The sequence below is a fragment of the Larkinella soli genome (assembly GCF_003703975.1).
Lineage (GTDB): Bacteria > Bacteroidota > Bacteroidia > Cytophagales > Spirosomataceae > Larkinella > Larkinella soli.
Genome location: NZ_QTJY01000001.1, coordinates 639,947 through 663,133, shown reverse-complemented (window position 1 = coordinate 663,133; position 23,187 = coordinate 639,947). Strand labels below are relative to the sequence as shown.

General features: G+C 53.8%; 24 protein-coding genes. 14 read left to right on the top strand and 10 right to left on the bottom strand.

Annotated elements, in window-relative coordinates; translation table 11 throughout:
• Window positions 1-101: 101 nt before the first annotated feature.
• The 3 genes from DX909_RS04780 (at window position 102) to DX909_RS04770 (ending at window position 4,266) form a co-directional block, all read left to right on the top strand.
• Window positions 102-2,465 (top strand): TonB-dependent receptor, encoded by a 2,364-nt coding sequence (locus DX909_RS04780; RefSeq protein ID WP_128543965.1) that lies wholly within the window; start codon window positions 102-104, stop codon window positions 2,463-2,465.
• Between the two features lie 103 nt (window positions 2,466-2,568).
• Window positions 2,569-3,639 (top strand): M42 family metallopeptidase, encoded by a 1,071-nt coding sequence (locus DX909_RS04775; RefSeq protein ID WP_128543964.1) that lies wholly within the window; start codon window positions 2,569-2,571, stop codon window positions 3,637-3,639.
• A 9-nt stretch (window positions 3,640-3,648) separates the two neighbouring features.
• The gene (locus tag DX909_RS04770) at window positions 3,649-4,266 is read left to right on the top strand and encodes a hypothetical protein (protein WP_128543963.1); all 618 of its coding nucleotides are present in this window, start codon (window positions 3,649-3,651) and stop codon (window positions 4,264-4,266) included.
• Here DX909_RS04770 and DX909_RS04765 read toward each other — a convergent pair.
• The 4 genes from DX909_RS04765 to DX909_RS04750 all read right to left on the bottom strand — a co-directional run bounded on the left by DX909_RS04765 (window position 4,263) and on the right by DX909_RS04750 (window position 9,912).
• Window positions 4,263-7,091 (bottom strand): outer membrane beta-barrel family protein, encoded by a 2,829-nt coding sequence (locus DX909_RS04765; RefSeq protein ID WP_128543962.1) that lies wholly within the window; start codon window positions 7,089-7,091, stop codon window positions 4,263-4,265. The two genes, DX909_RS04770 and DX909_RS04765, sit on opposite strands and share 4 nt — an antisense overlap.
• Before the next feature lie 150 nt (window positions 7,092-7,241).
• Window positions 7,242-8,039 carry a GLPGLI family protein gene (locus DX909_RS04760; RefSeq protein WP_128543961.1) on the bottom strand — a complete coding sequence of 266 codons (798 nt, stop codon included), beginning with the start codon at window positions 8,037-8,039 and terminating at the stop codon, window positions 7,242-7,244.
• Between the two features lie 70 nt (window positions 8,040-8,109).
• Window positions 8,110-8,541, bottom strand: coding sequence for a hypothetical protein (locus tag DX909_RS04755; protein WP_128543960.1), 432 nt, complete (start codon window positions 8,539-8,541; stop codon window positions 8,110-8,112).
• A 723-nt stretch (window positions 8,542-9,264) separates the two neighbouring features.
• The gene (locus DX909_RS04750; RefSeq protein ID WP_164851194.1) at window positions 9,265-9,912 is read right to left on the bottom strand and encodes a DNRLRE domain-containing protein; all 648 of its coding nucleotides are present in this window, start codon (window positions 9,910-9,912) and stop codon (window positions 9,265-9,267) included.
• A gap of 99 nt (window positions 9,913-10,011) precedes the next feature.
• Here DX909_RS04750 and DX909_RS04745 point away from each other — a divergent pair, with 99 nt between their 5' ends.
• The 3 genes from DX909_RS04745 (at window position 10,012) to DX909_RS04735 (ending at window position 12,614) form a co-directional block, all read left to right on the top strand.
• Entirely contained in the window at window positions 10,012-10,233 is a 222-nt protein-coding gene (locus tag DX909_RS04745; RefSeq protein WP_128543958.1) for a hypothetical protein, read from the top strand.
• 464 nt (window positions 10,234-10,697) lie between these two features.
• Window positions 10,698-11,966 (top strand): hypothetical protein, encoded by a 1,269-nt coding sequence (locus tag DX909_RS04740; RefSeq protein ID WP_128543957.1) that lies wholly within the window; start codon window positions 10,698-10,700, stop codon window positions 11,964-11,966.
• Between the two features lie 93 nt (window positions 11,967-12,059).
• Complete coding sequence (locus DX909_RS04735) at window positions 12,060-12,614, top strand: hypothetical protein (RefSeq protein ID WP_128543956.1); 555 nt, start codon at window positions 12,060-12,062, stop codon at window positions 12,612-12,614.
• Between the two features lie 18 nt (window positions 12,615-12,632).
• Here the strand turns inward: DX909_RS04735 and DX909_RS04730 are convergent, their stop codons facing one another.
• A complete protein-coding gene (locus DX909_RS04730) occupies window positions 12,633-13,172 on the bottom strand; it encodes a cupin domain-containing protein (RefSeq protein ID WP_128543955.1) in 540 nt (179 codons plus the stop codon).
• Between the two features lie 120 nt (window positions 13,173-13,292).
• Complete coding sequence (locus tag DX909_RS04725; protein ID WP_164851193.1) at window positions 13,293-13,613, bottom strand: helix-turn-helix transcriptional regulator; 321 nt, start codon at window positions 13,611-13,613, stop codon at window positions 13,293-13,295.
• A gap of 180 nt (window positions 13,614-13,793) precedes the next feature.
• Here DX909_RS04725 and DX909_RS04720 point away from each other — a divergent pair, with 180 nt between their 5' ends.
• The 3 genes from DX909_RS04720 (at window position 13,794) to DX909_RS04710 (ending at window position 16,289) form a co-directional block, all read left to right on the top strand.
• The gene (locus DX909_RS04720) at window positions 13,794-13,997 is read left to right on the top strand and encodes a hypothetical protein (protein ID WP_128543953.1); all 204 of its coding nucleotides are present in this window, start codon (window positions 13,794-13,796) and stop codon (window positions 13,995-13,997) included.
• 104 nt (window positions 13,998-14,101) lie between these two features.
• Window positions 14,102-15,577 (top strand): sensor histidine kinase, encoded by a 1,476-nt coding sequence (locus tag DX909_RS04715; protein ID WP_128543952.1) that lies wholly within the window; start codon window positions 14,102-14,104, stop codon window positions 15,575-15,577.
• A 34-nt stretch (window positions 15,578-15,611) separates the two neighbouring features.
• A complete protein-coding gene (locus DX909_RS04710; protein WP_128543951.1) occupies window positions 15,612-16,289 on the top strand; it encodes a response regulator transcription factor in 678 nt (225 codons plus the stop codon).
• Between the two features lie 3 nt (window positions 16,290-16,292).
• On the opposite strand, the gene DX909_RS04705 is transcribed toward DX909_RS04710, so the two are convergent.
• The 3 genes from DX909_RS04705 to DX909_RS04695 all read right to left on the bottom strand — a co-directional run bounded on the left by DX909_RS04705 (window position 16,293) and on the right by DX909_RS04695 (window position 18,520).
• Window positions 16,293-16,598 (bottom strand): helix-turn-helix domain-containing protein, encoded by a 306-nt coding sequence (locus DX909_RS04705; protein WP_128543950.1) that lies wholly within the window; start codon window positions 16,596-16,598, stop codon window positions 16,293-16,295.
• On the bottom strand, window positions 16,573-16,800 hold the full coding sequence (locus DX909_RS04700; protein ID WP_229310954.1) for a type II toxin-antitoxin system RelE/ParE family toxin: 228 nt from the start codon (window positions 16,798-16,800) through the stop codon (window positions 16,573-16,575). Before DX909_RS04700 ends, DX909_RS04705 begins: the two co-directional genes overlap by 26 nt.
• 196 nt (window positions 16,801-16,996) lie before the next feature.
• Window positions 16,997-18,520 carry a TolB family protein gene (locus tag DX909_RS04695; protein ID WP_310589826.1) on the bottom strand — a complete coding sequence of 508 codons (1,524 nt, stop codon included), beginning with the start codon at window positions 18,518-18,520 and terminating at the stop codon, window positions 16,997-16,999.
• A gap of 96 nt (window positions 18,521-18,616) precedes the next feature.
• Between DX909_RS04695 and DX909_RS04690 the strand changes: the two genes are divergently transcribed.
• From DX909_RS04690 to DX909_RS04675, 4 genes are all read left to right on the top strand, one after another.
• Window positions 18,617-19,369, top strand: coding sequence for a helical backbone metal receptor (locus tag DX909_RS04690; protein ID WP_128543948.1), 753 nt, complete (start codon window positions 18,617-18,619; stop codon window positions 19,367-19,369).
• Window positions 19,370-19,486: 117 nt separating this feature from the next.
• Window positions 19,487-20,002, top strand: a complete 516-nt coding sequence (locus DX909_RS04685) for a DUF2911 domain-containing protein (RefSeq protein WP_128543947.1) — start codon at window positions 19,487-19,489, stop codon at window positions 20,000-20,002.
• Between the two features lie 101 nt (window positions 20,003-20,103).
• Window positions 20,104-20,688, top strand: coding sequence for a 3-keto-alpha-glucoside-1,2-lyase-like domain-containing protein (locus tag DX909_RS04680; RefSeq protein WP_164851192.1), 585 nt, complete (start codon window positions 20,104-20,106; stop codon window positions 20,686-20,688).
• Window positions 20,689-20,722: 34 nt separating this feature from the next.
• Window positions 20,723-21,742: an AraC family transcriptional regulator gene (locus DX909_RS04675; protein WP_128543945.1), complete on the top strand. Its 1,020-nt coding sequence runs from the start codon at window positions 20,723-20,725 to the stop codon at window positions 21,740-21,742.
• A gap of 3 nt (window positions 21,743-21,745) precedes the next feature.
• On the opposite strand, the gene DX909_RS04670 is transcribed toward DX909_RS04675, so the two are convergent.
• Entirely contained in the window at window positions 21,746-22,147 is a 402-nt protein-coding gene (locus DX909_RS04670; RefSeq protein ID WP_128543944.1) for a DUF4260 domain-containing protein, read from the bottom strand.
• Between the two features lie 323 nt (window positions 22,148-22,470).
• Between DX909_RS04670 and DX909_RS04665 the strand changes: the two genes are divergently transcribed.
• Window positions 22,471-23,097 (top strand): RNA polymerase sigma factor, encoded by a 627-nt coding sequence (locus DX909_RS04665; RefSeq protein WP_128543943.1) that lies wholly within the window; start codon window positions 22,471-22,473, stop codon window positions 23,095-23,097.
• The last annotated feature ends 90 nt before the right edge of the window (window positions 23,098-23,187 follow it).

Genomic DNA, 23,187 nt, shown 5'->3' with positions numbered 1-23,187 from the left:
TTTATTGTTAATCAAAGGCTTGTCATGAAAAATTTTTAAATGTGAATAGGGGGTATGAAGTCCAGGAGGGTCTTTAGGACGTACTCTGAAACACACATACCATGTTCCTCCGTCACTTTCTTTTTACCCTGATTTTCGGAATCTTTCTCCTGAACGCCCAGGCCCAGACCATCACGCAGACCATCCGGGGCACCGTCGTAGACCAGAGCCTTCAAACGCCCATCCCCGGCGCTACGGTAGTGCTGCTCAATTCCAGCCCCCTGAAAGGAGTCTCCACCGATGCCGACGGCAGTTTCCGCATCGCTCAGGTGCCCGTGGGCCGTCAAAGCCTTAAAATTTCCTTCGTGGGATACAAGGACCGGGTTATTTCCAATATGGTGGTCGACGCCGGTAAGGAACTGGTCCTGAACATCAACCTGGAGGAAACCGTCGTGCAGGTGGCCGAGGTGACCGTAAAACCGCAGATCGAGAAAGACAAGCCGCTGAACGAGATGGCGGCCGTCAGCGCCCGCACCTTTTCGGTGGAGGAGACCCAGAAGTTTGCGGCCGCGGTCAACGACCCCGCCCGGATGGCGACGGCGTATGCCGGGGTGGTGGGTGCGGACGACGGCAACAATACCATCGTGATCCGGGGCAACGCGCCGAACGGCCTGCTCTGGCGAATGGAAGGGGTCGAAATTCCGAACCCCAATCACTTTGCGGGCCTCGGCACCGCCGGCGGTGGGATTTCAATCCTGAGCGCCCAGCTTCTTACCAACTCCGATTTTATGACCGGCGCGTTCCCGGCCGAATACGGAAACGCCCTGGCGGGGGTGTTCGACCTGAGGCTTCGGAAAGGCAACAATACCAAACACGAACACACCATCCAGGCCGGGGTGCTGGGCATCGACGTCGCCAGTGAAGGACCGTTTTCCAAAAACTACAAAGGTTCCTACCTGTTCAATTACCGGTATTCGACCCTGGGCCTGATCGGTAAGATCGGAGTCGATGTCGGAACCGGCGCGCAGACCTTCCAGGACCTCTCGTTCAATCTGTTCTTTCCGGCGGGAAAAGCGGGCAGCTTCACGGTCTTCGGTTTCGGCGGGCTGAGCAGCGACCGGTCTTCGGCCGAGAAGGATTCCACAAAGTGGGAAAATGAATACGATCGCTATACCGACCGCTTTGTTTCCAACACCGGAGCCGTCGGTCTGACACACTCCATCAACCTGAATAAGAAGGCCTTCCTGAAAACGGTTTTTTTGAATTCGGCCTTCCGCAACGCCTATAGCTCCGACTGGCTGAACGAATTTTACGAACCCTCCCTGCGTGCGAAAGAGTCTTTCACGACCCGGAAGCGGATTGCCTCCTCGACGCTGACCTACAAATTCTCCCCCCGGCACACGCTCCGGGCCGGTGCTATCGGAACGGAACTGATCTTTGACCTGAACCAGAAAACATGGGATAACGAACAGGAACAACTCATCACCCGGATTCAGAACCGCAACTCGACGCACACGATGCAGGCGTTTGCCCAGTGGAACTACCGCCCGACCGAGAAGCTGACCCTCAACGCCGGAGTTCATTATTTGCGGCTTCAACTCAATGGAAGCCAGGCCCTCGAGCCGCGCGGTTCGGTAAAGTGGGCTTTCCGGCCGGGTCAGTCGCTCAGCGTGGGGTACGGCCTGCACAGCCAGCTTCAGAACATCGGCTCCTATTTCATCACCAAAACCGTCGGCGACCGGGAAACCATGCCGAACCGCAACCTCGGATTCACGCGGTCCCATCATTTCGTGCTGGCCTACGACTGGCTGCTGAACGAACACCTGCGCGTAAAAGCCGAAACCTACTACCAGTCCCTGTTCAACATTCCCGTCAGCGCCGACGAACGGAACCCCTTTGCGCTCATCAACAGCTTCGATGGTCTGGAAAACAAGGCGCTGGTAAACAAGGGGATCGGGAAAAATTACGGGCTGGAACTGACCGTCGAACAGTTTCTGCACAACAACTTCTACTTCCTGTGGTCGTCGTCGCTGTATGAATCGAAATACCGGGGTTCGGACCTCGTCTGGAGAGATACGCGGTTCAACGGCAATTACGCGAGTACCTTTCTGGCCGGGAAGGAGATTACGACGGGGGAAACCGGCCTCTTCAAAAAGAGCGTGATCGGGCTGAACGTCAAGCTGGTCTATTACGGCGGCTACCGGCAAACGCCCATCGACCTCGACGCGTCGGTCCGGAAGGGGGAAACGGTATTTGTCGAAGATCTGGCCTTTACGCAGAAGCAGCCTGACTATTTCCGCACCGACATCCGGCTGAGCTGGAAGAAAAACCGCCTGCATTCAACCCGCACCTTATCCCTGGACATCCAGAACGTCACGAACCGCCAGAACATCTGGGGTCAGTATTTCGACCCGCACACCGGCACCATCAGGACCAGCTATATGGCCGGTCTGATTCCGGTCCTGAGTTACCGGATCGCTTTCTGATCCGGGCCGGACTTCCGCAGCCCATACAAAAACAGTCGGCAGTTGGGAATTGTCGGCTGTTTTTGTTTGGTTTGAAGCATGGCTCGATAACCCAAAGGACAGAATGACCGACCAAAGTAAGAAATTCCTCTACGAGTACCTCAACAATGCCTCCCCGACCGGTTTCGAGTCGTCGGGGCAGCAGATCTGGCTCGATTACCTCAGGCCCTTCACCGATGAATACATCGTCGACACCTACGGCACCGTCGTGGGGGTGATCAATCCGGGGCAGAACTATAAGGTGGTAATCGAAGCCCATTCCGACGAAATCTCCTGGTTCGTCAATTATATCTCCGACGACGGTTACATTTATGTCCGGCGCAACGGCGGCTCGGATGCGCTGATTGCCCCTTCGATGCGGGTCAATCTGCACACTCCGAACGGTCCGGTGCAGGGCGTGTTCGGATGGCCGGCCATCCACGTCCGCGATCTGGCGAAGGACACCGTTCCGAAAGTAAATGAACTGTTCATCGACGTAGGAGCCGCCAGCCGCCAGGAGGTGGAGGAGAAGGGCATTCACGTCGGAACGGTCTGCACCTTCTCCGACGGCCTGTTCGAACTCAACAACCGGTATTTCGTCGGCCGGGCGCTCGACAACCGGATGGGCGGTTACATGATCGCAGAGGTGGCCCGGCAACTGAAGGAAAACAACGTTCGGCTTCCGTTCACCCTGTATGTCGTCAATTCGGTGCAGGAGGAGATCGGCCTGCGGGGGGCGGAGATGATTGCCCGGCGCTTACGGCCTGATCTGGCGATCATTACCGATGTTACCCATGACACCCAATCCCCCAAATATGATAAAAAGGAGCAGGGCGATCTGAAAGCCGGGGGCGGCCCGGTGATCTGTTACGGCCCGGCGGTCCAGAACAACGTGCGGGATTTCATCATCCGGGTGGCGCAGGAAAAGGAAATACCGTTCCAGCGACAGGCCGTGAGCCGGTCGACCGGAACCGATACGGACTCGTTCGCCTATGCCACCGAGGGCATCGCTTCGGCGCTGATTTCCCTGCCGCTGAAATACATGCACACTACCGTCGAAACGGTTCACAAGGACGACGTGACGGCGGTGATCCGGCTGATGTACGAAACTCTGCTGGCACTCAAAGGCAACGAAGATTTTCGATACCTCAAATAACCGGTCGCCGTGACTTCGAAGGAGTTGTACATGATGAACGGCGGCAAAACCTTCTACATTTATAAGGATGGTTTCGGCGACGTCTACAACGCCACCCCCGCCGAGGAAGCCCAATGGAAAGCCGAACTCCTCGACCAGTACCGGGACCGGCTTTCCGTGGAGGACAGCCCCTCCATTCTGAAACAGATCATCGAAAATCTCGAATACCACCAGGCCGAAGGGCTGATTCCCCAGGTGGAGTCCCTGCTGGAAACGGCTTCTTCCCGGCGGAAAACCGTACTGGTCAGTCAGTTGTGGCGGATGACCGGCTATCCGGCGGCCTTTTCGAAACTGGTCGGAATCCTGAAAGAACATCGGGAAACCTGCCTCGACGAGGTATTTTTAGCCCTGATCGAAATGAAAGGCAGCCCCGAAGCCGCTGCGTTCCTGTGGGATTTGCTCCAGAGCGACGATACCCTGCTGGCAAAAAAGGCCCACACCACCCTCGTGATGTGGGCCTACACCGGCCTTCCCGAACTGCGGAAAACCGGGCTGGAAACCGACCTGAAGCCGGAGGTGAAAACCGCCGACCCGGCCGCTTTTTCAAAGGCGCTGGCCGCGGTCAGACGCGTTCTTCGACTCTCCTAACCTCCGATCCGGGGCCGGGGTAGTCCCGGCTGGTCGAAAAAGCGGTCGCGATCTTCCGGCGCTCCGTTTCTGCGGCCCGCCGGGCTGCCGAACCTTCTCAGATTATACGTAAAACTGATCATGAAATACCGGTTCAGGACCCGGCTTCTGATTTCCTCCGTATAAATTTCCGTCACATTTCGGTTGATGCTCCGGTTCTGGTTCAGCAGGTCGTAGACCTGAAGCCGAAGTTCGCCCTGCCGGTTTTTGAACAGCTGCCGCGCGATCGCCGCGTTCCAGAGCGCGAAATTCTGCACCGCCCCGGCCGACTTTCCCGAGTAATTATTCCATACCATATCCGAGGTGACGAAGAATCGAAACGGAAGCTGGTAATAGACGTCTGCCGTCAGTGATTTGTTGAAAAATTCGGTATTCTGGCTGCTCTGGAGGGAATACCGGGCCGTCTGGTAGTTGACGTTTCCGCCCACGCTGAACTCCAGTTTTTCGTTGAAGTTCGAACTCAGACCGACGCCCTGCCCGACCGTCCAGTTGTCGGACCGGTTCAACTGGCGGTTGACGAAGCTGTTGTTCCGGTTGTAGGCGACATTTGTGTTGAAGTTCAGGTTCGCCTTGAGGGGTCGAATCCGCCGGCCGATGCCCATAAACCCGTTGAGGCTGTAATTGCCGTCGGTGTTGACCGGCCGGGTGGTTTGGGCGCCCCGGTTGTCGAAGGTCGTGGCGCTCACGATCCTGTTGTCCGTGCGGGAGGCATTCAGGGCCGCGAAGAAGCTGCGGAAGGTGGTCTGCTGAAAGGTATTGTACATCAGCGAAACCGCATGGATATATTCCGGCTTCAGGTTCGGGTTTCCGATGCGGATGTTCAGCGGATTGGTATTGTCGGGCACCGGCTGGAGCTGCGACACCGAGGGCGCGTTGATCCGGCTCCGGTAATTGATCCGAAGCGAACGATTCCGGGCGAAGGTGTAGGTGAACAGGGCATTGGGCAGCAGGTTTGTAAACTGCCGGTTCAGGACGCTGTCGCGGGAGCGGTTATCGCTGCGAAGGTTCGCCACCTGAAGGTCCAGCCCGAGGGCGTAGGTAAATTTGAGCCGTTTGTTCTGAAAGGTGGACCCGGCCCGGTTCGTCGAGAAGTTGTTCAGGAACTCATTGCTCAGCGCGGGGTTAAACCGGTCGAACTGGCCCGTCTGTTCGTTAAAATCGGCAACTGTGCGGTTAGAGCGGTTCCGGTTGGCCTGGATATTATAATGGAACTCCAGCGATTTGGTCAGTGAAAGCGGCTCGGTATAGGCCAGATTGACGGTATGGGTCACCGACCGGCTTTCCTGCTCGCTTCGCTGGCGAAAATTCTGGCTGCGCGACCCGCCCGCCGATCCGAAAAATTCATTGGCCGACTCGATGAAACCCTCCGTGTCCTGGTTATTGACGGCCGTGTTCCAGTTCAGCGAAAGCGTTCTTCCTTTTCGTCGGAACTTCCTCATCAGCAAGAGGTTGTTATTTCCGGAAATGCCGTCCCCGTTCGAGCGGTAGGCCGTCCGGCTGGTGTTCAGCAGGCTCCGGTCGTCGGCAAAGGTTTGGGAGAAGTTGGTGCTGTTGTAAGCCGAGTTCTGGACCGTAAACGACGGAACAATTCGAAGCGTGGTGAGCGAATCGAGCTGGTAGTTGAGCCGCATATTGAACCGATGGCTCATGGTTTCGTTCCGCGAACGGCTGTCCTGATCGGTTAGGTAGGAGGTATCGGGCAGGGCGTATTGCCGCCGGCTTTGCTGTTCGGTCAGGGTGTTGAGATTGTTCAGGAAGTAGCTGGCCGTCAGGTCTACTTTTTTGCCGATTTCGTCGTGGTAGTTCAGCCCCCCGGCCAGTGTGCGGGTGATGGCGTTGTTGTTACCGCCTGAATTACCGCCCCCTCGGCTTGAACCCCGGCCCCCGTCGATGACCACTTGCCCGCCCCCTCCGAAACCGGCCCCCAGCCCGGCTCCTCCGCCAAACAGGCTCTGATTGGTAAAACCCTGCTGGTTGATGTTGTTGGCCTGGGTGATGAGCGAAAACTGGCGGTTGCCGTTGAAACGGTTCAGGTTGACCCGGGCTGCATACCGGGGCTGATTCCTGTCGTTTTCGTTTGACCCGATGCCGATGGACTGCTGCCCGAAGGTACCTTTGCGTTTGTCTTTTTTAGTCGTCAGGTTGATGGTTTTCTCCCGGTTCCCGTCGTCGATTCCCGAAAACTGCGACTGGTCGTTCTGCTGGTCGTAGAGCTGAATTTTGTCGATGATATCGGCGGGGAGGTTGCGGGTGGCCATTTTAGGGTCGTCTCCGAAAAACGGTTTTCCGTCTACCAGCACCTTTTTGACTTCCTGGCCCTGCGCCTTGATGGTGCCGTCGCGGTCGACCTCCACGCCCGGTAGTTTCTTCAGCATTTCCTCCACCTGGGCGTTGGGCCGGGTTTTGAACGAGCCGGCATTGAACTCGACGGTATCCTGTTTTACCGTGATCGGCGGAGCTTCCTGCTTCACGATCACCTCGTTCAGGTCGATGGAACGGGGGTTCATCCGGATGGTGTCGGCGACCACGGTCTGTTTGCCTTTCGGGATCGTGAGGGCCAGCGCCCCGTTTCGGTAACCGACGTAGGTAACCAGCACCCGATACCGCCCTTCGGCCACATTCTTAAAGAAATAGCCGCCCTCGCCGTCGGTAATGATATACTCTACCAGAGCGGAGTCGCGTGCCGAGAGCAGCGAAACCGTCGCTTCCATCAGCGGCTTTTGCGACACCGAATCCAGCACCACCCCGCGCAGGAGGGACTGGGGGAAGGCGAGGTGGGGAAGCATGAGAATTGTTGAATAAATGAATTGCTGAAGGATAGAATGGGCTGCGCTGCCGGCCCGGAGCCTCCGAAATTTTTTAAGGATGTTCATCAGTATCTGTCGTCAAACGTTGCGGAGCAAATTCAACAATTCTATCATTCAACAATTCAACAATTAGTCAAGTCTCCGCATCGTCCTTTGCCGAAAGCCGGCCATGGCTTTCCGGCGTTGCTCCTGCAGCTCGTCGGGCGTGATGGTTTTGGCCTGGATGCCGGGTTTCAAGTCGGCTTCAGCGACCGGACTGGTGTCGATTTTAACGGCTTTGTAGGCTTCCTGTGAGCCTTCAATTTCCAGCACGACGCCTTTTTCCGGCATCAGACCGTTGACGGGCGAGTAGGTGAAGGGGAGTTCGGTCGTGTACCAGACCGTATAGGTTTCGTTTTTGAACGGGACGGTGGCTTTCCGGCAGCTGAGACCCGCAATTTTTTTGGTCTTGTCGATATCTTTCCAGCCGGCCACCTGGTTGAAGGGCGATTCGGCGCGGAAACTTTCCGTTTGGACGGAGTCTTTTTTGACCTGAAGCACCTGAATCAGTTTCCGGTTGGCCAGATCGAAATAGGTCCATTCCCGGACGGGCGGTTCGATCCGGACGGCCTGGCCGGGGCCGTTGCCGTCGATCCGGCGGATCATGCCTACGGCTTCGTCGTGTTCTTCCCGGGCGTAGTTGCCGGCGAAGGTCAGTTTCTGGGAGAAGGTCCGGGTGTCGGGGATGTCGGCCGGGAAGTCGGCGCTGCCGGGTTTCACTTCGGCGCCGTTGATGACGATCCGCATCTGGGACGGATCGATGCGCCGGCTGACCTCATACTGGATAGTTCCGGACTTGACAGTCCGGGATGTGGTCTGGGCGTCGGCGGTTGTGGCGGCCAGGGTCAGGGCCAGGAGGGTTCCGGCCAGGAATCGGTTGGTTTGCATCGTCGAAACGGGTTGATTGATCGATGCCCCAAAGTTGGCGACCCGGCTTGTAAAGGACTGTTATTTAGTGTTAAGTAGTGTTAAATCGACGGTCCCCGGTCGTTTCCGGCGACCGTTTAACCACCGAAATCAGGGAAGGGACGCGATTTAAAAAGGATTTCAACGCCTGAATCGCAAGGGTAATTCTGCCCAGCAGCCGGCCTACATAGACGGCGGGGAGGCACAGCACCGTGAACCAGCCCACCGAGTCGTGATCGGGTTTGGCAAAGATCCAAAGCGCCAGACGGTACCAGAAGAAGGCGGTCAATAAACCAATGAGAAGAATAAGCAGCCAGAGCAGCGCTTTGGGGAGATTCATTCGATACGGTTTTCCGGGTCGGCGGGCCTTTTTCTTTCCGGATTTCGCGCGTTTCCCCGATTTGGCCGCATTGGTGACCGGCTCAGATTTCACCTCGGGATCGTCTCCGACCAGGGTAGGGGTGGGCTTTCGCCAGGACAGCATTTTTTTCGGTTTTAGGACAGAGGTGCTAAGAAAATAAAAATCGATTCGCTTCACAATCTCATTCCTTCATATATCGGCCTATTTTTTTCCGGAGTGCCGTATATTCTTCCCCGGACAGGGCTTTTCCAACTTTCGCCCGTTAGGAGGCCGGATTCCGATATCAGGTCACTGATGAGGCTCCGGCAAAAAATAAAGCCGAAACCCAGGAGGCTCGGCTTTACCAAATACGGAGATTGATTATTCATACCACTTCAGAAGTGGAACGAAAGAAAAACCAATCCCGGTAAAGGAAGGATGAGATTCCGAGTAAATGGATCGAAAAGCCGAATCAACGGAAAAGATGAAAAAGTTTCTGCGGGTACTTAAGTATACCTTTTTTGCGAGGAAAGGCTTAAAAGAATCAATGGGGAAGAATCAGGCCATAAGCTAATAAAAAACCAGCCGTTTAGCTGGTTTTAATGCTTTTGCTTTCTTTCTCTTGATTAAAGAAAGAAATAATTGGAATTTTGGGAAATTTTTAAACAAATAACAAGTAATTGTTACAGTCCTTCTCCGCTGGGGAAGGACTGTTTTTTTACTATTCTCGTATAGAGGTCACCGGTTCCCTCATACGGTAATGGCTTCATAAATACGAATTTCTTCTGGTTTTTCAGAGTGAAATCAGATATTTTGATCGTAAGGAATCTCCCAAACAATCTCTAAAAAGGGGGGCTTGTCTGCGCTTTAGTTTTCGTATTCAACTTCCAGTTTCGGGCGCAGTTCTGCGTCGGGGTGGTCGCTGGAGGCCAGGAACGTGATGCGGTAGGGCGTTTCGTTCTGGTGTTTCAGCAGGAAGCCGTAATTGGCGGCCGGGTTGCGGACCATCTCCCTGACCAGGTCCGTCACGTCGACGGTGTAGTTTTGGGTAGGGGAGGTAGCAGCCGGCACCAGCACCTGGAGTTCGGAGGAAGTGGCGGGCTGGTTGTTCCAGGTAATGATGGTTTCCTTCCAGGGCGCGGTGATACGCTGAATCTGAAAAGCGTTTTCAGGGTAGTGCCCCGTTGCCCCATTGCTGGCAAGGTAAACCGACTTAGGGTTAAAATAAAGAGTTAGCAGTGCTTTTTTGACGTTGGCTTTCGCCGATATGGAACTCAGATCGAACAGAATGGCTACCCGGTTGATGTTCAGTTCCCCTTCTACGAAAATGGCCGACAGCGGAAGGTCGGGGTGGAGGCTCTGGTTCCGGTCGGGAACGACCCGGCTGAGAATGGCGTCCTGCCCGGCTTCCGGTCCCGGCTGCAGGACAAGTCGGGCCGTCACGGGATGGTCTTTTTTACAACCCTGAAAAATCAGCAAGACGGCCAGGAAGGCGAAGCGGAAAGCGGTGTTCATCGACGGTGGTTTCTGTTTGAAAATGAAGCCCGGATTTCCGGGCCTTCCGGGAATCCTGGACTCTAAATTATCTGAAATACCTGAAAGACTGATCATTTAATGCAAAACGCAGAATATATCTACCTCGGCGACCGGATGACGGACCCAAAGTTGAAGGGGGCTGCCTGTCGGGCCGTCCGACGAACCGACGGTAAAACGATCCGGGGCCGCAACGGCAGTATGCTGGTGCAATTTTCGGATGGTCGGGTCTGTGTGGTAATCGGACGACGGTTGCGGAAGCGAAACGCAGAGGGAGACAAGACGGGTGACTCCGTGCCGTAAAGTTAAGTTACCGTTTATTTTAAAATAAAAACTTGAACGAAATATGAATTATTGGATTGCAGGGGGTTTTTAACTTTTTCCTAAAAAAAGGTGCTAAAATCGTTTCATTATATAAAGGAAAGGTCAGTTATTCTTAAAATCATCCGAATACAAATGCCGTTGTAAGCTATGTTACTTTGGTGAAAATTATCATCGGATTTTCGTATTGTATTGGGAATGAGGGATGTGATTTATAGTAAGTACGTATTAAATTATGGAAAAATTAAGTATAAGTTCTTAATGAATGGCTGAATTTTGATCTTACACATTATTTACTAAACTTTAACTATCCCTTCCTGATATCAGGTTATTTCATGGCTGCCCGGTTTTTTATCTGAATGCCTTCCGTATTCGGATAAGGATGACTTTTGTGGTCTAAAAGTTTTAAATCTTCGAATTAGTTATAAAACTTTTTCCTTACTTCTATGAAAGCTTCATATCTGACCATGTTTCGGCCTACAATCTCCGGTATTTTCATTTGTATTCTAATATTTTCTTGTACATGCAACTTTGAAGTCACACATCATTCTCATTCCCTGGACGTTGACCTGGCAACTGCCAGATCCTGGTTTGAGCGAACCTATACTGGAAATTTAGGGGATTCCGGAGATTTACACCGGACGCTTTTTTGGAAAGACGCTTATGAATACAGGAATAGGAATGACGCAACAAAGGCCCAAATGGTCGTGGTCCCTATAGTTCACAAAAAAGAAGGTGTTTATTCTGGTTTTAAGCATTTATGGATCTACCGGGACAAAAACGGAAAAATGGTTTCTAAGGTCGTTGAGTACATTCAGGACTTGAAGGAATGGGCTAAAAAGCCAACGGATTTTAGGAATTATACCGGTGTCATTCTGTTCAGGAACTGGGAAAATCAGTTTTTAATTGGGTTGACCCTAAAGAATAATATAATTACGGGCGTTGTAGGTGAAGTAGATACCGGTGGCGGTTTAGAAAAAGCTACTCCGGTTTCCAATCCTCAAACCAGAAAAAGAGGGGTGATTTGTGGAATCAATACATTATGCCAAAATTGGACGATTGATGTAATGGGATTTATTGTCCACGGGACAAATTGCCAGACCGGCTACAATTGTGTAATGTCTGAATATGCACTTGACCCGGCTTTTACCGGTATTACCTACGATGTGCCATCCGGATCAGCAGGGGCATGGATCATCTTCGATCCCAAAAATGTGATGCAGCCGATTCTTCCCTATGGCCCTCCCAGCGAAACGAGAATGGGATTCAGCAATAACCCATGTGGAGGGTATTTAATCATGCAAGCGCACCAGAAAATGGTTCAGAGGGAGATGAGTGCTTACGTTACCACAGACGGGAAAGTTTTTATTTTACCATACGCTTTAAATGAAGTGCATGATTGTTATTGGCCAGGTGAAGTGCGTGATATAAGTGGACAAATTATTTTTCGTGTCGATTTGAATGTGATGACAAGCAAATATGAGGTGACTTATTATGATTGGAGTCAAAGAACCAGTCAGACCTGGGAGTTGGCCGCTTTGGTGCACACTCATCCCATTGAACCCGGATATGACCATTTAAATCCAAGTCCAAAAGATAAAAAGGCCGCTGCGAGTTATCCAGGAATTCGACATCAAATAGTTACCGGTAATCGTTTACTCACGTTTACGCCGAATGGAGTTGTAAGCAATGAGCGAATGCCATGCCTTAATTAATCCTTTAAACAAGAATGAGATGCTTCTCTATTAATTTTTGTCTAGTGCATTTTAAATTTTTGGGAAGCATCTTATTTTAACTGCTTCAACCCTATGAAAAAGGCTCTGATTTTCTTTATGTTTTTGTTTTCGTTCAAGGGTTTTGGACAAAATAAACCTTGTGCCGAGGTAGAAATTACCGATCTTGTGATAAGAAAAATCATTATCGATTATGCCGGCGAATGTGTAAGGGAAAATTTTTTTAAAGAAAATATTGGGGCCGTAGAAATGATTGACTTTGTCGATACAACCGGCCGTCGTAGAATACACTTAAGTGCCTTAATTGATGACCGGTATAAAGAGGCTCCGCCAACACAATTTGCCGATGTAAATGGAAACCTTGTTTTAATTTATAAAGGGGATTCCAACGGCAATAAGATACCGGCCAGTCCCTCTGAAGAACTATTGGATTGTTTATCCAAGGCAGTTGGAAAGCAGTTGTACTTACGACCCGTTCATCAGCCGGACCGCTATTTTGACATAAAAGATTTTAACGGTAAAGTCGAAAAGCGGAAAGCAGGTTTAACCATTCATGGAGGAAATGTCTGGAATGAAATCACCTATATTTTTAGTAGTCCAACGGAATATACAACACTTCGATCGCTTTGATATTTCTCATACTTTAAATCAGTCCGGACTGAGGGGCGGCCCGACCGGTATGATGTTGTATTTCCGCATGCTGGCTTCCCGTTCGGCGATGGTCGGGTTCTTCATCTGACTTCCTTCAAAGAACTGTTCTTCCATCCGCCCGGCGGGCTGGTGGTGGAGCAGCAGCCGCGCCGGCCCTTCGCTGATTTTGACGAAGGCATGCGGTATGCCCCGCGGACCAAACAGCGAATCCCCGGTCTTCAGGTAAAGAATTTCGTCTCCCAGCCGGAACTTGAACTCGCCGTCGAGGACATAAAACCATTCGTCGAGATCAGGGTGAATGTGCAGAACCGGCCCTCTCTTCTCGTATCGGGTGGTTTCGTAGACGGAAATGGCCCCATTGGTATCCTTGCCCGAAACCTTCAGGTCGAAGCGGGCGCCGATGTAGGAGAGGCTGTTGCTGAATCGGTCTTTTCCGGCCTCTACCTTGAAACCTTTCACCGGGGCCAGCGGAGGCCGGCCGAAGAAAGCCAGGATGGAGGCACTCAGGGGAAACCGGAGAAAGGCTCGGCGTTCCATAATACGAAGATTGGGGTCTTTTATGGATTGATATTCAGAAGGTTGACTCCTAACCGAAGCTGACCCGTCCCAGCGGCAGGCTGAGCCGACAAATGAAGACAAACGTAACTATTTTTCGAGTTATTCGGGCTTCTGCTTAATCTTTCTGATCAATTCCCGCAGCCGCTCGTTTTCCTCCCGCAGCATTCTGTTTTCAGTTTCCAGCCGAAGAATATATACATCCAGGTCGCCTTTTCCGGTGTCGCTGGCTGGTTCTGGTGAGAGGTAACCCGGCTTCGAGTCTTGTAGAAGGTATTCCTCCGAAACCTGAAGAATCTCTGCTATCAATGAAAGGTATTTGTCTTTCGGTAGTTTGCCCCTTGAAAGGATGGCAGCAACCGTTTGCCGGCTAACGCCAAGTTTTTCAGCAAATAACCCCTGAGTTAGTTCTAACTCTTTCATCCGCCCTTCCATTCTTCTGGCATTGACTGAAACCGACACGCTGTTATCTAATGTTTAAAAATATTTTTACAATATGTAAAGAAAATAATTCAGTATGCTTGACAAAAAGTTTAATTTGTTATTGTTTCGCTCACAAATTTGAACAAGTTTACCAATCTTCCCGTAAAATTAAAGATGCTTGTGCAAAAAACTAACATCGATCTGAGCATCCGGCTGAGCGAAGCCTACAAACGAATCCCGTTCAACCTGCGTCGGAAAGCCCGTGAAAAGTTTTGCGAAGTTCACCGCTGTAAGGAGGGTACCTTCCGGCACAAACGTGCCGGCACCGCCCGCGCCACCGTTCTGGAATGTGAATGGATGGAAAAGTATGGTCCGTATGAGTGAGGGTTTTGGGTACATTCCTCTTCAGTGTTAAGCAGCGTAAAATAGTGTTAAACAACGTTAACACGCGTTGCCCGGCCGCCGAAATGGGGTAGTTTTGTGAAGAGATGAAACGCCGGATCCGTTCCATATTTGTACTGATGACGGTCTGCATCCTGGGAGTGATCGCCTTCCAGGGCTACTGGCTCATTTCCACCTATCAGATCCACGAACTCCAGTTTCGTCGGACCGTCCGGACGGCCTTCATCTCCGCCGTCGAGAAGCAGCAGTTTGCCGAGGCCCGGCGGCTGATGGGCGCCAAACTGAAACCCGGCGAACCGCCCCGGCGCGTCTTTTTCCGAAATACCGAACCGCTGGACGACGAAATCGGCGAACGCGTGGTAATCAACCGCCGGATCAGGGACGGGATGGAAGTGCGGTTTCGGCAGGAAGACCAAAAGGGAACCCGGGTGATGAACTACACCGTCGGCAGAGCGCCCGGGAAAGCCGGAGACTCCCTGCTGATCGACACGCTGGCGCACCGCCTGACCCGCATGCTCATCGTCGACTGGGCCGGACGCCACCCGTTCGACCTCCGCCGGTTCGATTCCACCTACCGCGCTGAACTCCGCCTGCGCGACATCCGCGAGGAATACCGGCTCGATACGGTTTTCATCAGACCCGGGCGCTATGAAATGAAGATGGACAGCCTGGTCTCGGCTGGGGGCAGGATCAAAACCCCGCCCATGCCGATCAACCCGGTCAAAAACCAGTTTCTTCAGGCCACTTTTGACCGACCGATGGGCTATGTCGTCCGCCGGATGGGCTGGCCGCTGGGCGGGTCCGTGGTTCTGCTGGCCCTCACCACCTGGTGTTTCCTGTACATGCTGTCGACGATCCTGAAACAGAAAAAGCTGTCGGAGATCAAGAACGACTTCATCAACAACATGACTCACGAGCTGAAAACCCCCATCGCAACGGTGTCGGCGGCCGTGGAAGCCCTTCAGCATTTCGGGGCGCTCGACGACCCGCAGAAAACCCGGACCTACCTGACCATTTCCGGAAACGAACTTCAGCGGCTGTCCGACCTGGTCGAGAAGGTGCTGAATATGGCCGTTGAGGAAAACCGGGAGCTGGAGATTCACCGCGAACGGCTTCAGCCGGCCGAACTGCTCCAAGAACTCGTGGGCATTCACCGCCTGAAAGCCCCCAAACCGGTGTCCATCGAAGTGCGGGCGGAGCCGTCCCAGGCCCCGGTCGAAGCGGACCGGTTGCACATCGGCAACGCCATCAACAACCTGATCGACAATGCCATCAAATATTCCCGCGAGTCGGTCGAGATCCGGATCGACAGCCGTTCCGACGAGCGGGGCTGGCGGCTGGCCGTGGAAGACAACGGCATCGGTATCCCGAAGAATTACCAGGAAGCGATTTTCGACCGGTTTTTCCGCGTCCCGACCGGAAACCTTCACCCCGTCAAGGGCTTCGGCCTGGGGTTGTCGTATGTCCGGCAGGTGGTTGAAAAACACGGCGGACGGATCGAGGTCACCAGCGAACCGGGCGTTGGGAGCCGGTTTGAACTGTGGATTCCGAGGGAGAGGTGACGGGTAGATTTTAGGTATTGAGATACAAAACACCATGCCGACCATTTTACTGATCGAAGATGAACCGGCCCTGGGAATGATCGTGCGCGACAGTCTGGAAGTGCGCGGGTTCGAGGTGCTGTATGCCGCCGATGGAGAGGAGGGGTTGGCCGTGTTCCGGGAGAAGAACCCGGACCTGATCGTGGCCGACGTAATGATGCCGCGGCTCGACGGCTTCACGCTGGCCGAGCGTGTCCGTCAGGAACATCCCTACGTGCCCATCATCTTCCTGACGGCCCGTTCGCAGACCGCCGATGTGGTCCGGGGTTTCGAGCTGGGCGGCAACGATTACCTGAAAAAGCCGTTTAGCATCGACGAGTTGATCGTCCGGATCAAAGCCCTGCTGAACCGTCACGCGCCCACCCGACCGACGGCTCCGGGCCGCCTGACCATCGGCCGCTACGCGTTCGACTATCCAAAACAGAAACTGTTCCTGAACGGCACCGAAACCCCCCTTTCCCACCGCGAATCGGAACTGCTGAAGCGGCTTTACGAGCAGCGCAATCAGGTGCTGGAGCGATCCGGGGTGCTGCTTGAACTCTGGGGCGACGACAGCTTTTTCAACGGCCGCAGCCTCGACGTCTTCATTACCCGGCTTCGTCGTCACCTCAAAGACGACCCTCAGGTTCAGATCGTCAACGTCCGGGGCATCGGCTACAAGCTGATCGTGTGAAGGTTAAAATTTAATGGAAAGATGGAGGTGCCCGCCAAGCCCGTTTTCGATAATCCGCCGAAGGGTAGAGATTTTAACGTCTTTGGCGTCATTTTCAATTTTCGAAATAAACGACTTGTTCGTCCCGCAGCGTCGGGCCAGTTCCTCCTGAGTCAATCCCTTTTCTAACCGGGCTTCATGAATAAGGACGCCCAGTCGGAAGGCTTCATAACCTTCTTCGAATTTCTCCCTTTTCTCCAAACCCCGGGGGCCGTATTCCTCGTTGATTAATTCGTCGAGTGATTTAAGACTTTTGTTTTTGTTCTTCATATTCCCGTTTAATTGTCAGAGCTTTATCAATTTCGGTTTTCGGCGTTTTCTGGCTTTTCTTTTGAAAACCGTTCCCGATAATAATCAGGTTTCCTTCATCGAAAAAGCAGAAGATTCGAAAGATGTCAGATCGCGACAGAACCCTGATCTCGAAAAGGCCGTCTGTATTTTCTATGTGTTTCAGGTAAGTCTCCGGTACCATCGGTATCTCCTGAATTAGTCGTAAGGTCCAGTTTATTTTTTCCTTTACCTGGGGACGCTATTTTTGGTAAAACTCAAGGAAGTAATCCTTAAAGAAAAGAATTTTTCGCACGGTGGATTGACATGAATGACTGTAAAACTAAAAAAAGTTGTCCGATCGGACAACTTTTTGTTAGCATGGGGAAGATAGAACGACCTCACAACTGCTCCCCACTCATATCGGTATTGCTGACCAGCGCGACCTTCTTACTGTCGGGCGACCAGGAGGGCGTGTTGATCGTGCCCTGACCGCCGTAGACGTAGGCGATGACTTTCGGGGTGCCGCCCGAAACCGGCATCAGCCGCAGGTAAACGGGTTTGTAAAAGGGGTGATCGTCGGGGTTGACGTCCTTCTGAAACGACAGGATCACGATCCATTTGCCGTCGGGCGACACGTGCGGAAACCAGTTGTTGAATTCGTCGTTGGTCATCTGGGTCTGCTCGCTGCCGTCGGCCTTCATGCGCCAGATCTGCATGGTCCCGCTCCGGGTCGAGTTGAAGTAGATGAATTTGCCGTCGGGGCTGTATTCGGAACCGTCGTCGAGGCCGGGAGAGGTCGTCAGGCGGGTTTCGGGGCCGCCGGCTGAGGGAATCCGGTAAATGTCGTACTCGCCGTTCCGCTCTCCGGTATAGATCAGGTACTTCCTGTCGGGCGACCAGCCGTGCAGATAGGAGTGGCCTACCGGTGTAATCTTCTTCGGCGTCCCGCCCCCGACCGGCACCGTGTAAACGATGGACTTCCCGCCGTCGTCTTTGCTGTGGTGGCTGATTCCCAGCATTTTTCCGTCGAACGACAGCACGTGGTCGTTATTGTTGCGGGTGGCAAAGTCGGTATTGATCACTTTTGGAGTTCGGGACGCCAGATCGAAGCGGTACAGCAGGCCGTTGTGGTTGTAGATCAGCGCTTTGTTGTCCGGGGTCCAGTTCGGTGCCTGGAGCGATTCGGCCGAGCGGTAGAGAATCCGGCGGTGCCCGGTCGCCACGTCCATGATTTCGAGGTTGCTGCCGATGTATTCGCGGTAGGGCACGAAGTTGTCGCGGGCCGGAACGATGATCCGGACGTTCCGGAAAACCGCCTTTTCGGAAACGTCGGGGTTGTGCGAACACACGAACAGGCCCACATAGACCTCCCCGCCCAGGTCCAGGTCGGTAACCTGCTCAGTCACGAACGCTTCGCCTTTCCGGGCCACGGACATGGTGTAGGTGTTACCCTTGCGGGCCAGCTGAATGACGTCGGCCGAGGTGAGGGTGGATTTTTTCTCTTCCGTCTCAGCCCCCGGTTTCCGGCGGAACTGGAGGGAAGTCAGGCCGTCGCCGTGAACGGCGGCATTGATATGGGTGGCATTGGAATCGAGGCTCGTCCGCACGATCCATCCGATTTTTCGATGGGCGTCTACCCCTTTGCCTACGAATTCGGCGCTGGTCTGGAGAATGAAATCTCCCTTCATCTTTTTCCAGACCAGGTGAAATTCATCCTTCCCGAACCACATGTTGGTGCCGGAGCCGACCAGGGTAAATTCCTGGGTTTCGGGATTGTACACTGCTGAACCGGGGCGCTTTACCCTCCCCACATCGGCCTGCCCTTCGAAGGGGCCGAGGTTCTTCTGCTGGGCGTCCGCGAAATGAGCGCACAGCGCAACAGCCAGGCCGGCTATTGCTTTTACCATCATGGAAGTTTTCATCATTTATAGGGTTTAGGGAATTCAATTGGGTAATGATACGGGAATATCGAACCCGTCCGGCTGCCGGTTCCCGATTTCTTTACCAACTTTGCAGGGATGAACCTTCTGCCTCAGCCGCCTCGGCGCATCGTTTCCGTCGTACCCTCGCAGACCGAACTGCTGTTCGATCTCGGGCTGGATCAGGAAATTGTGGGTGTGACTAAATTCTGCATTCACCCGGCCGATCAGGTAAAATCCAGAACCCGGGTGGGCGGCACGAAGACGCTGAATCTCGGCCGCATCCACGCTCTGAAACCGGATCTGATTCTGGCCAATAAGGAAGAGAATACCCGCGAACAGATCGAGGAACTGCAACGGCACTATCCGGTTCACGTCACCGATATTGCAACCCTGAGCGATGCGCTCTTGATGATTCGGACCGTTGGGGGGCTGGTGGGCAGGGCGGGGGAGGGCGAAGTGCTGGCCGATTCCATCCGGCAAAAATTCGATTCCCTGCTTTCGGAACCGGCTTCCGGGCAGACGGTGGCCTATTTGATCTGGCGGAAACCCTGGATGGTGGCGGCCGGTCGGACGTTCATCGACGCCATGCTGACGGCCGGCGGTTTCCGGAACGCTTTCTCCAGCCGGGAGCGGTATCCCGAGATTTCGGAAGCCGAGCTTCAGGCCGTCCGGCCCGACCTGATCTTTCTGTCCTCCGAACCCTATCCGTTTCAGGAATACCACCGGGCCGAACTTCAGGCCCACATTCCCGACGCCCGCGTGATTCTGGTCGACGGGGAGCTGTTCAGCTGGTACGGCAGCCGGCTTATGAAAACTCCGGACTACCTCCGCAGTCTCCGGATTCGCTGATTCTCAGCCTGATTCAACTTGAACCGATTTGAACAGTTGACCTTATACCGGAAAGCGGTAATTTTTCCGTAATTGGGAGCGGTTTTCAATCCATTTACCAAAACCCCGCAAACTGACATGAAAAAGTTACTGGTTCTTACCACGATGCTGATGATCGCCGGACTCGCTTTCGGCCAGGACGACAAATCGAAACGCCCGAGTCCGCCCGCCCAGGCTAAAGCTACGGTGGGAGGAAAAACCGTCACCATCGACTACAGCCGGCCCTCCGTCAAAGGCCGCAGCGTCTGGGACCCCGCCGGAAAAGTGGCTCCCTACGGCCAGGTCTGGCGGACCGGGGCCAACGAAACGACCACCATCGAATTTTCCGACGATGTGAAGCTGGAAGGCAAGTCGGTGCCGAAAGGGAAATACGCCCTGTTTACGATTCCGGGAGAGAAAAACTGGACCGTTATCCTGAACAAGACCATCAAATGGGGCGCTTTCAGCTACAAGCAGGATGAGGACGTGCTGCGGGTGACCGTTCCGGCCAAAAAATCGAATGACTTTACCGAAAAATTCACCATCGACGTTTCACCCAAAGGGATGGTTTCCATGCTCTGGGCCGACACGAAGGTCGATTTCAACGTAAAATAAGGCCGGAAATGAAACGATTTCCGAATGTGAGAACGGCCCTGGCTTTCCTGGGGCTGTTCCTCCCTGTCGTTTTGATCGCGCAGAACGGCAGGTCTAAAACGTTGAACCTATCAGAACTGGCTGATAAACAGGCATTTCAGGTGCAGAACCGCAGCCTGAGCCCAATACGGGAAGGAGGAAAAGAGGCCGTCCGTTTCGACGAAAAACCGGGGGACGGCGTAGCCTGGATCGAAAAAGAAACCTTCGGCGAAGGGGTCATCGAAGTCGACATCCGGGGGAAAGACATGCTCCAGAAAAGCTTTGTCGGCATCGCTTTTCACGGCACCGACGACCGCACCTTCGACGCCGTTTATTTCCGGCCGTTCAATTTCCGGGCCAGTGACCCCGTTCGACGGGTCCATGCCGTGCAGTATATGTCCCTGCCCGATTTCGACTGGCAGCGGCTGCGGAAGGAACGCACCGACCAGTTTGAAAAAGCCGTCGAACCCGCCCCCGATCCGAACGGCTGGTTCCACGCCCGGATCGTGGTGGAAGGAAAGCAGGTCAGCGTGTTTGTGGACGGCAGTGCGGCACCGAGCCTGGTCGTCACCAAACTGAACGACCGTCGGACCGGCCGGATCGGACTCTGGGTCGGGAACGAGTCGGGCGGTGACTTCGCCAACCTCAAAATTACCTCCGCCCGGTAAGCGGCTTTTGATCGGCTTGCGTATCTTCGTGAGCATGGCCTCGAACGATACACTTTCCGCCGGTTCTTTCAATCTCATTCTGCTGGCGATCGGGCAGAGCGGAGCCGATACGGGCGCGCTTTGCCGGGCCGTCGGCGTCGATCCCGCCCTGCTCACCAACCCCGATGCCCGGATTCCCCTGCGGGCCGTTCAGGACCTCTGGCATGAATCCGTCGTCATGACGGGGGACCGGTTTTTGCCGCTGCGGCTCGGCGAACTGGTCAATCCGCTGTCGCTCGGGGTGCTGGCCTATGTCATGATGCACTGCCCCACTCTGGGCCATGCTTTCGACAAACTTTGTCAGTATCAGGATATTGTCTGTGAAGGCGTCCGGACCGCCGGTCGGAAGGAGGGAGGCCGGTTTGTGCTTTCCCTGACCATTACCAGCCCCGAAATCCGGTATCCCGACTATACCCTCGGGTCGGAGCTTTCACTTTATATTCCCACGATCCGGACCCTAATCGGCCGCCCGTTCACACCGGAGGAAATCCGGTTTTCCTACCCCCGCCCGGCCGATCTGTCCGTTTATAACCGGGTATTTGCCGGCGCGGACCTGATTTTCGACGCCCAGGAGACGCAGCTGATTCTGAACATGGCCTGGCTGGAAACACCGATCCTGAACGCCAACCCGAGTCTGTTTCCGGTATTCGAACAGCACGCCGTGGAACTGCTTCGCCGGCTTCGGCAGCCCGATCTGATTTTCCGGGTCAAAAAGGAGATTCTGGGCCTGCTTAAAGGAGAGGAGCCGACGCTGGCTACCGTGGCCGACCGGCTGGCGGTGGGTGTCCGGACCCTCCAGCTGCACCTGAAGGAGAAAGGCGTAACCTACCGCCAGCTCCTGGATGAGGTGCGTCAGGAACTGGCCGTCCGTCATCTGCGCGACCCGTATCTGAGCACCATCGATATCGCCTATCTCCTCGGTTTCTCCGAACCCAGCGTATTCTACCGTTCCTTTAAGAAGTGGACCGGTTCGACGCCCGGCGCTTTTCGGGAAGGCAGGGCCGTTGCCCACTGATTATCAGGCAACTAGCTTCTGGGTAGATCCGAAGGGCTTCTCTTTTGCCCGGTCTTCCTTCCCGATCCCGCCGAGGTGGGTATGGTGGAAACTGTCGGTATACTTCAGCCCGTAGCCCATCATCCGGTCCATGGCCGCGTGTCCGAACAGGATCACTCCGGCCAGCATCACCACCGGTTCATTCATTAACAGGCCGACCGACCCGACCAGCAACGCGACGCCTTTGTGGTGAAACAGGTTGTAGAGATAAGCGCCCACTTTCGGATTGACCAGGTAACCCAGCATACCCACATCCGGCAGCAGGATGAGAGCCGGAAACCACCACCAGGCGAAAGGAAGTTGGCTAAAGAGGACGATAGATACCAGGAACTGGGCGATTTCTTCGGTTTTTAAAAGCGTTTTCATCTTGTCTTTGTGTGTTTTTGTGTGATACAAAGGTCGGGCGGAAGCCCCGGAAGCCGGATGACTGAATATGAAAACCGAGTGACGAAAGGCGAAAAATTCTGAACAGCAGAAAGAGGATTTAAATACAGCAGAAAGAGGATTTAAATATGGAAAAATTGCAATTTAGGAAGCGGAATGCTGGTGCTAAATAAAAGTTTAAATTGGAATAACTATACTTTGTAATATAAAATGGAAGTCTTCCCGCCGAACTGCCCAATTATATTTTAAAATTTTTTAGATTTACCGCATTAACCACGGACTACCCAAAAACCGGGGCGGACTTTATGAATAGGGAACAGCGCATTTCTGACGAAAACGAAACGCTTCTCGAACTCTGGCGGCAGGCCCGGGCGGGTGACAAGGCGGCTTATTGCCGGCTGGCCGATTCGCAGTATCGGACCCTGTTCAATTACGCCACCAACTTCACGGCGGACCGGGAAGTGATTAAGGATGCGCTTCAGGATCTGTTCATTCACATCTGGGAACGCCGTCAGTCGATCACGATTCAGTATGTTTCCATTTATTTCCTGAGGGCCTTGCGGAACCAGCTGCTGCAGGAATTTCGCCGGAGCAAACGCACCGCCTGGTCGGTGAACGTGCAGGATGCCGGTTACCTGACGGATTTCCGGACCGTCGAAACCGACATCGAACAGGGGGAGGCCGTGAGCGAACACCGACGGAAGCTTCACCAGGCAATCGGCGGGCTGCCCAAACGACAGCAGGAGGTGGTTTTTCTGAAGTTTTATGAAGGTCTGGAAAACGAACAGATCGCCGAGGTTATGCACATCAACCGCCAGTCGGTCGCCAATCTGCTTTTCAAAGCCATATCCACCCTGCGCGGCAGCCTGCTGTTTTCGCTTTATACGCTGCTGTTTCTCCTGTATTTTTTCGTGGGTAACCGGCCCGACTGAGGGCTTGCCGGAGGTTCCGGGCCTCGTATGAAAAAATCAAAAAATAACCTGAAAAAAGAGTATGAACGAAGCCTTTCGGCATCCTTCCTG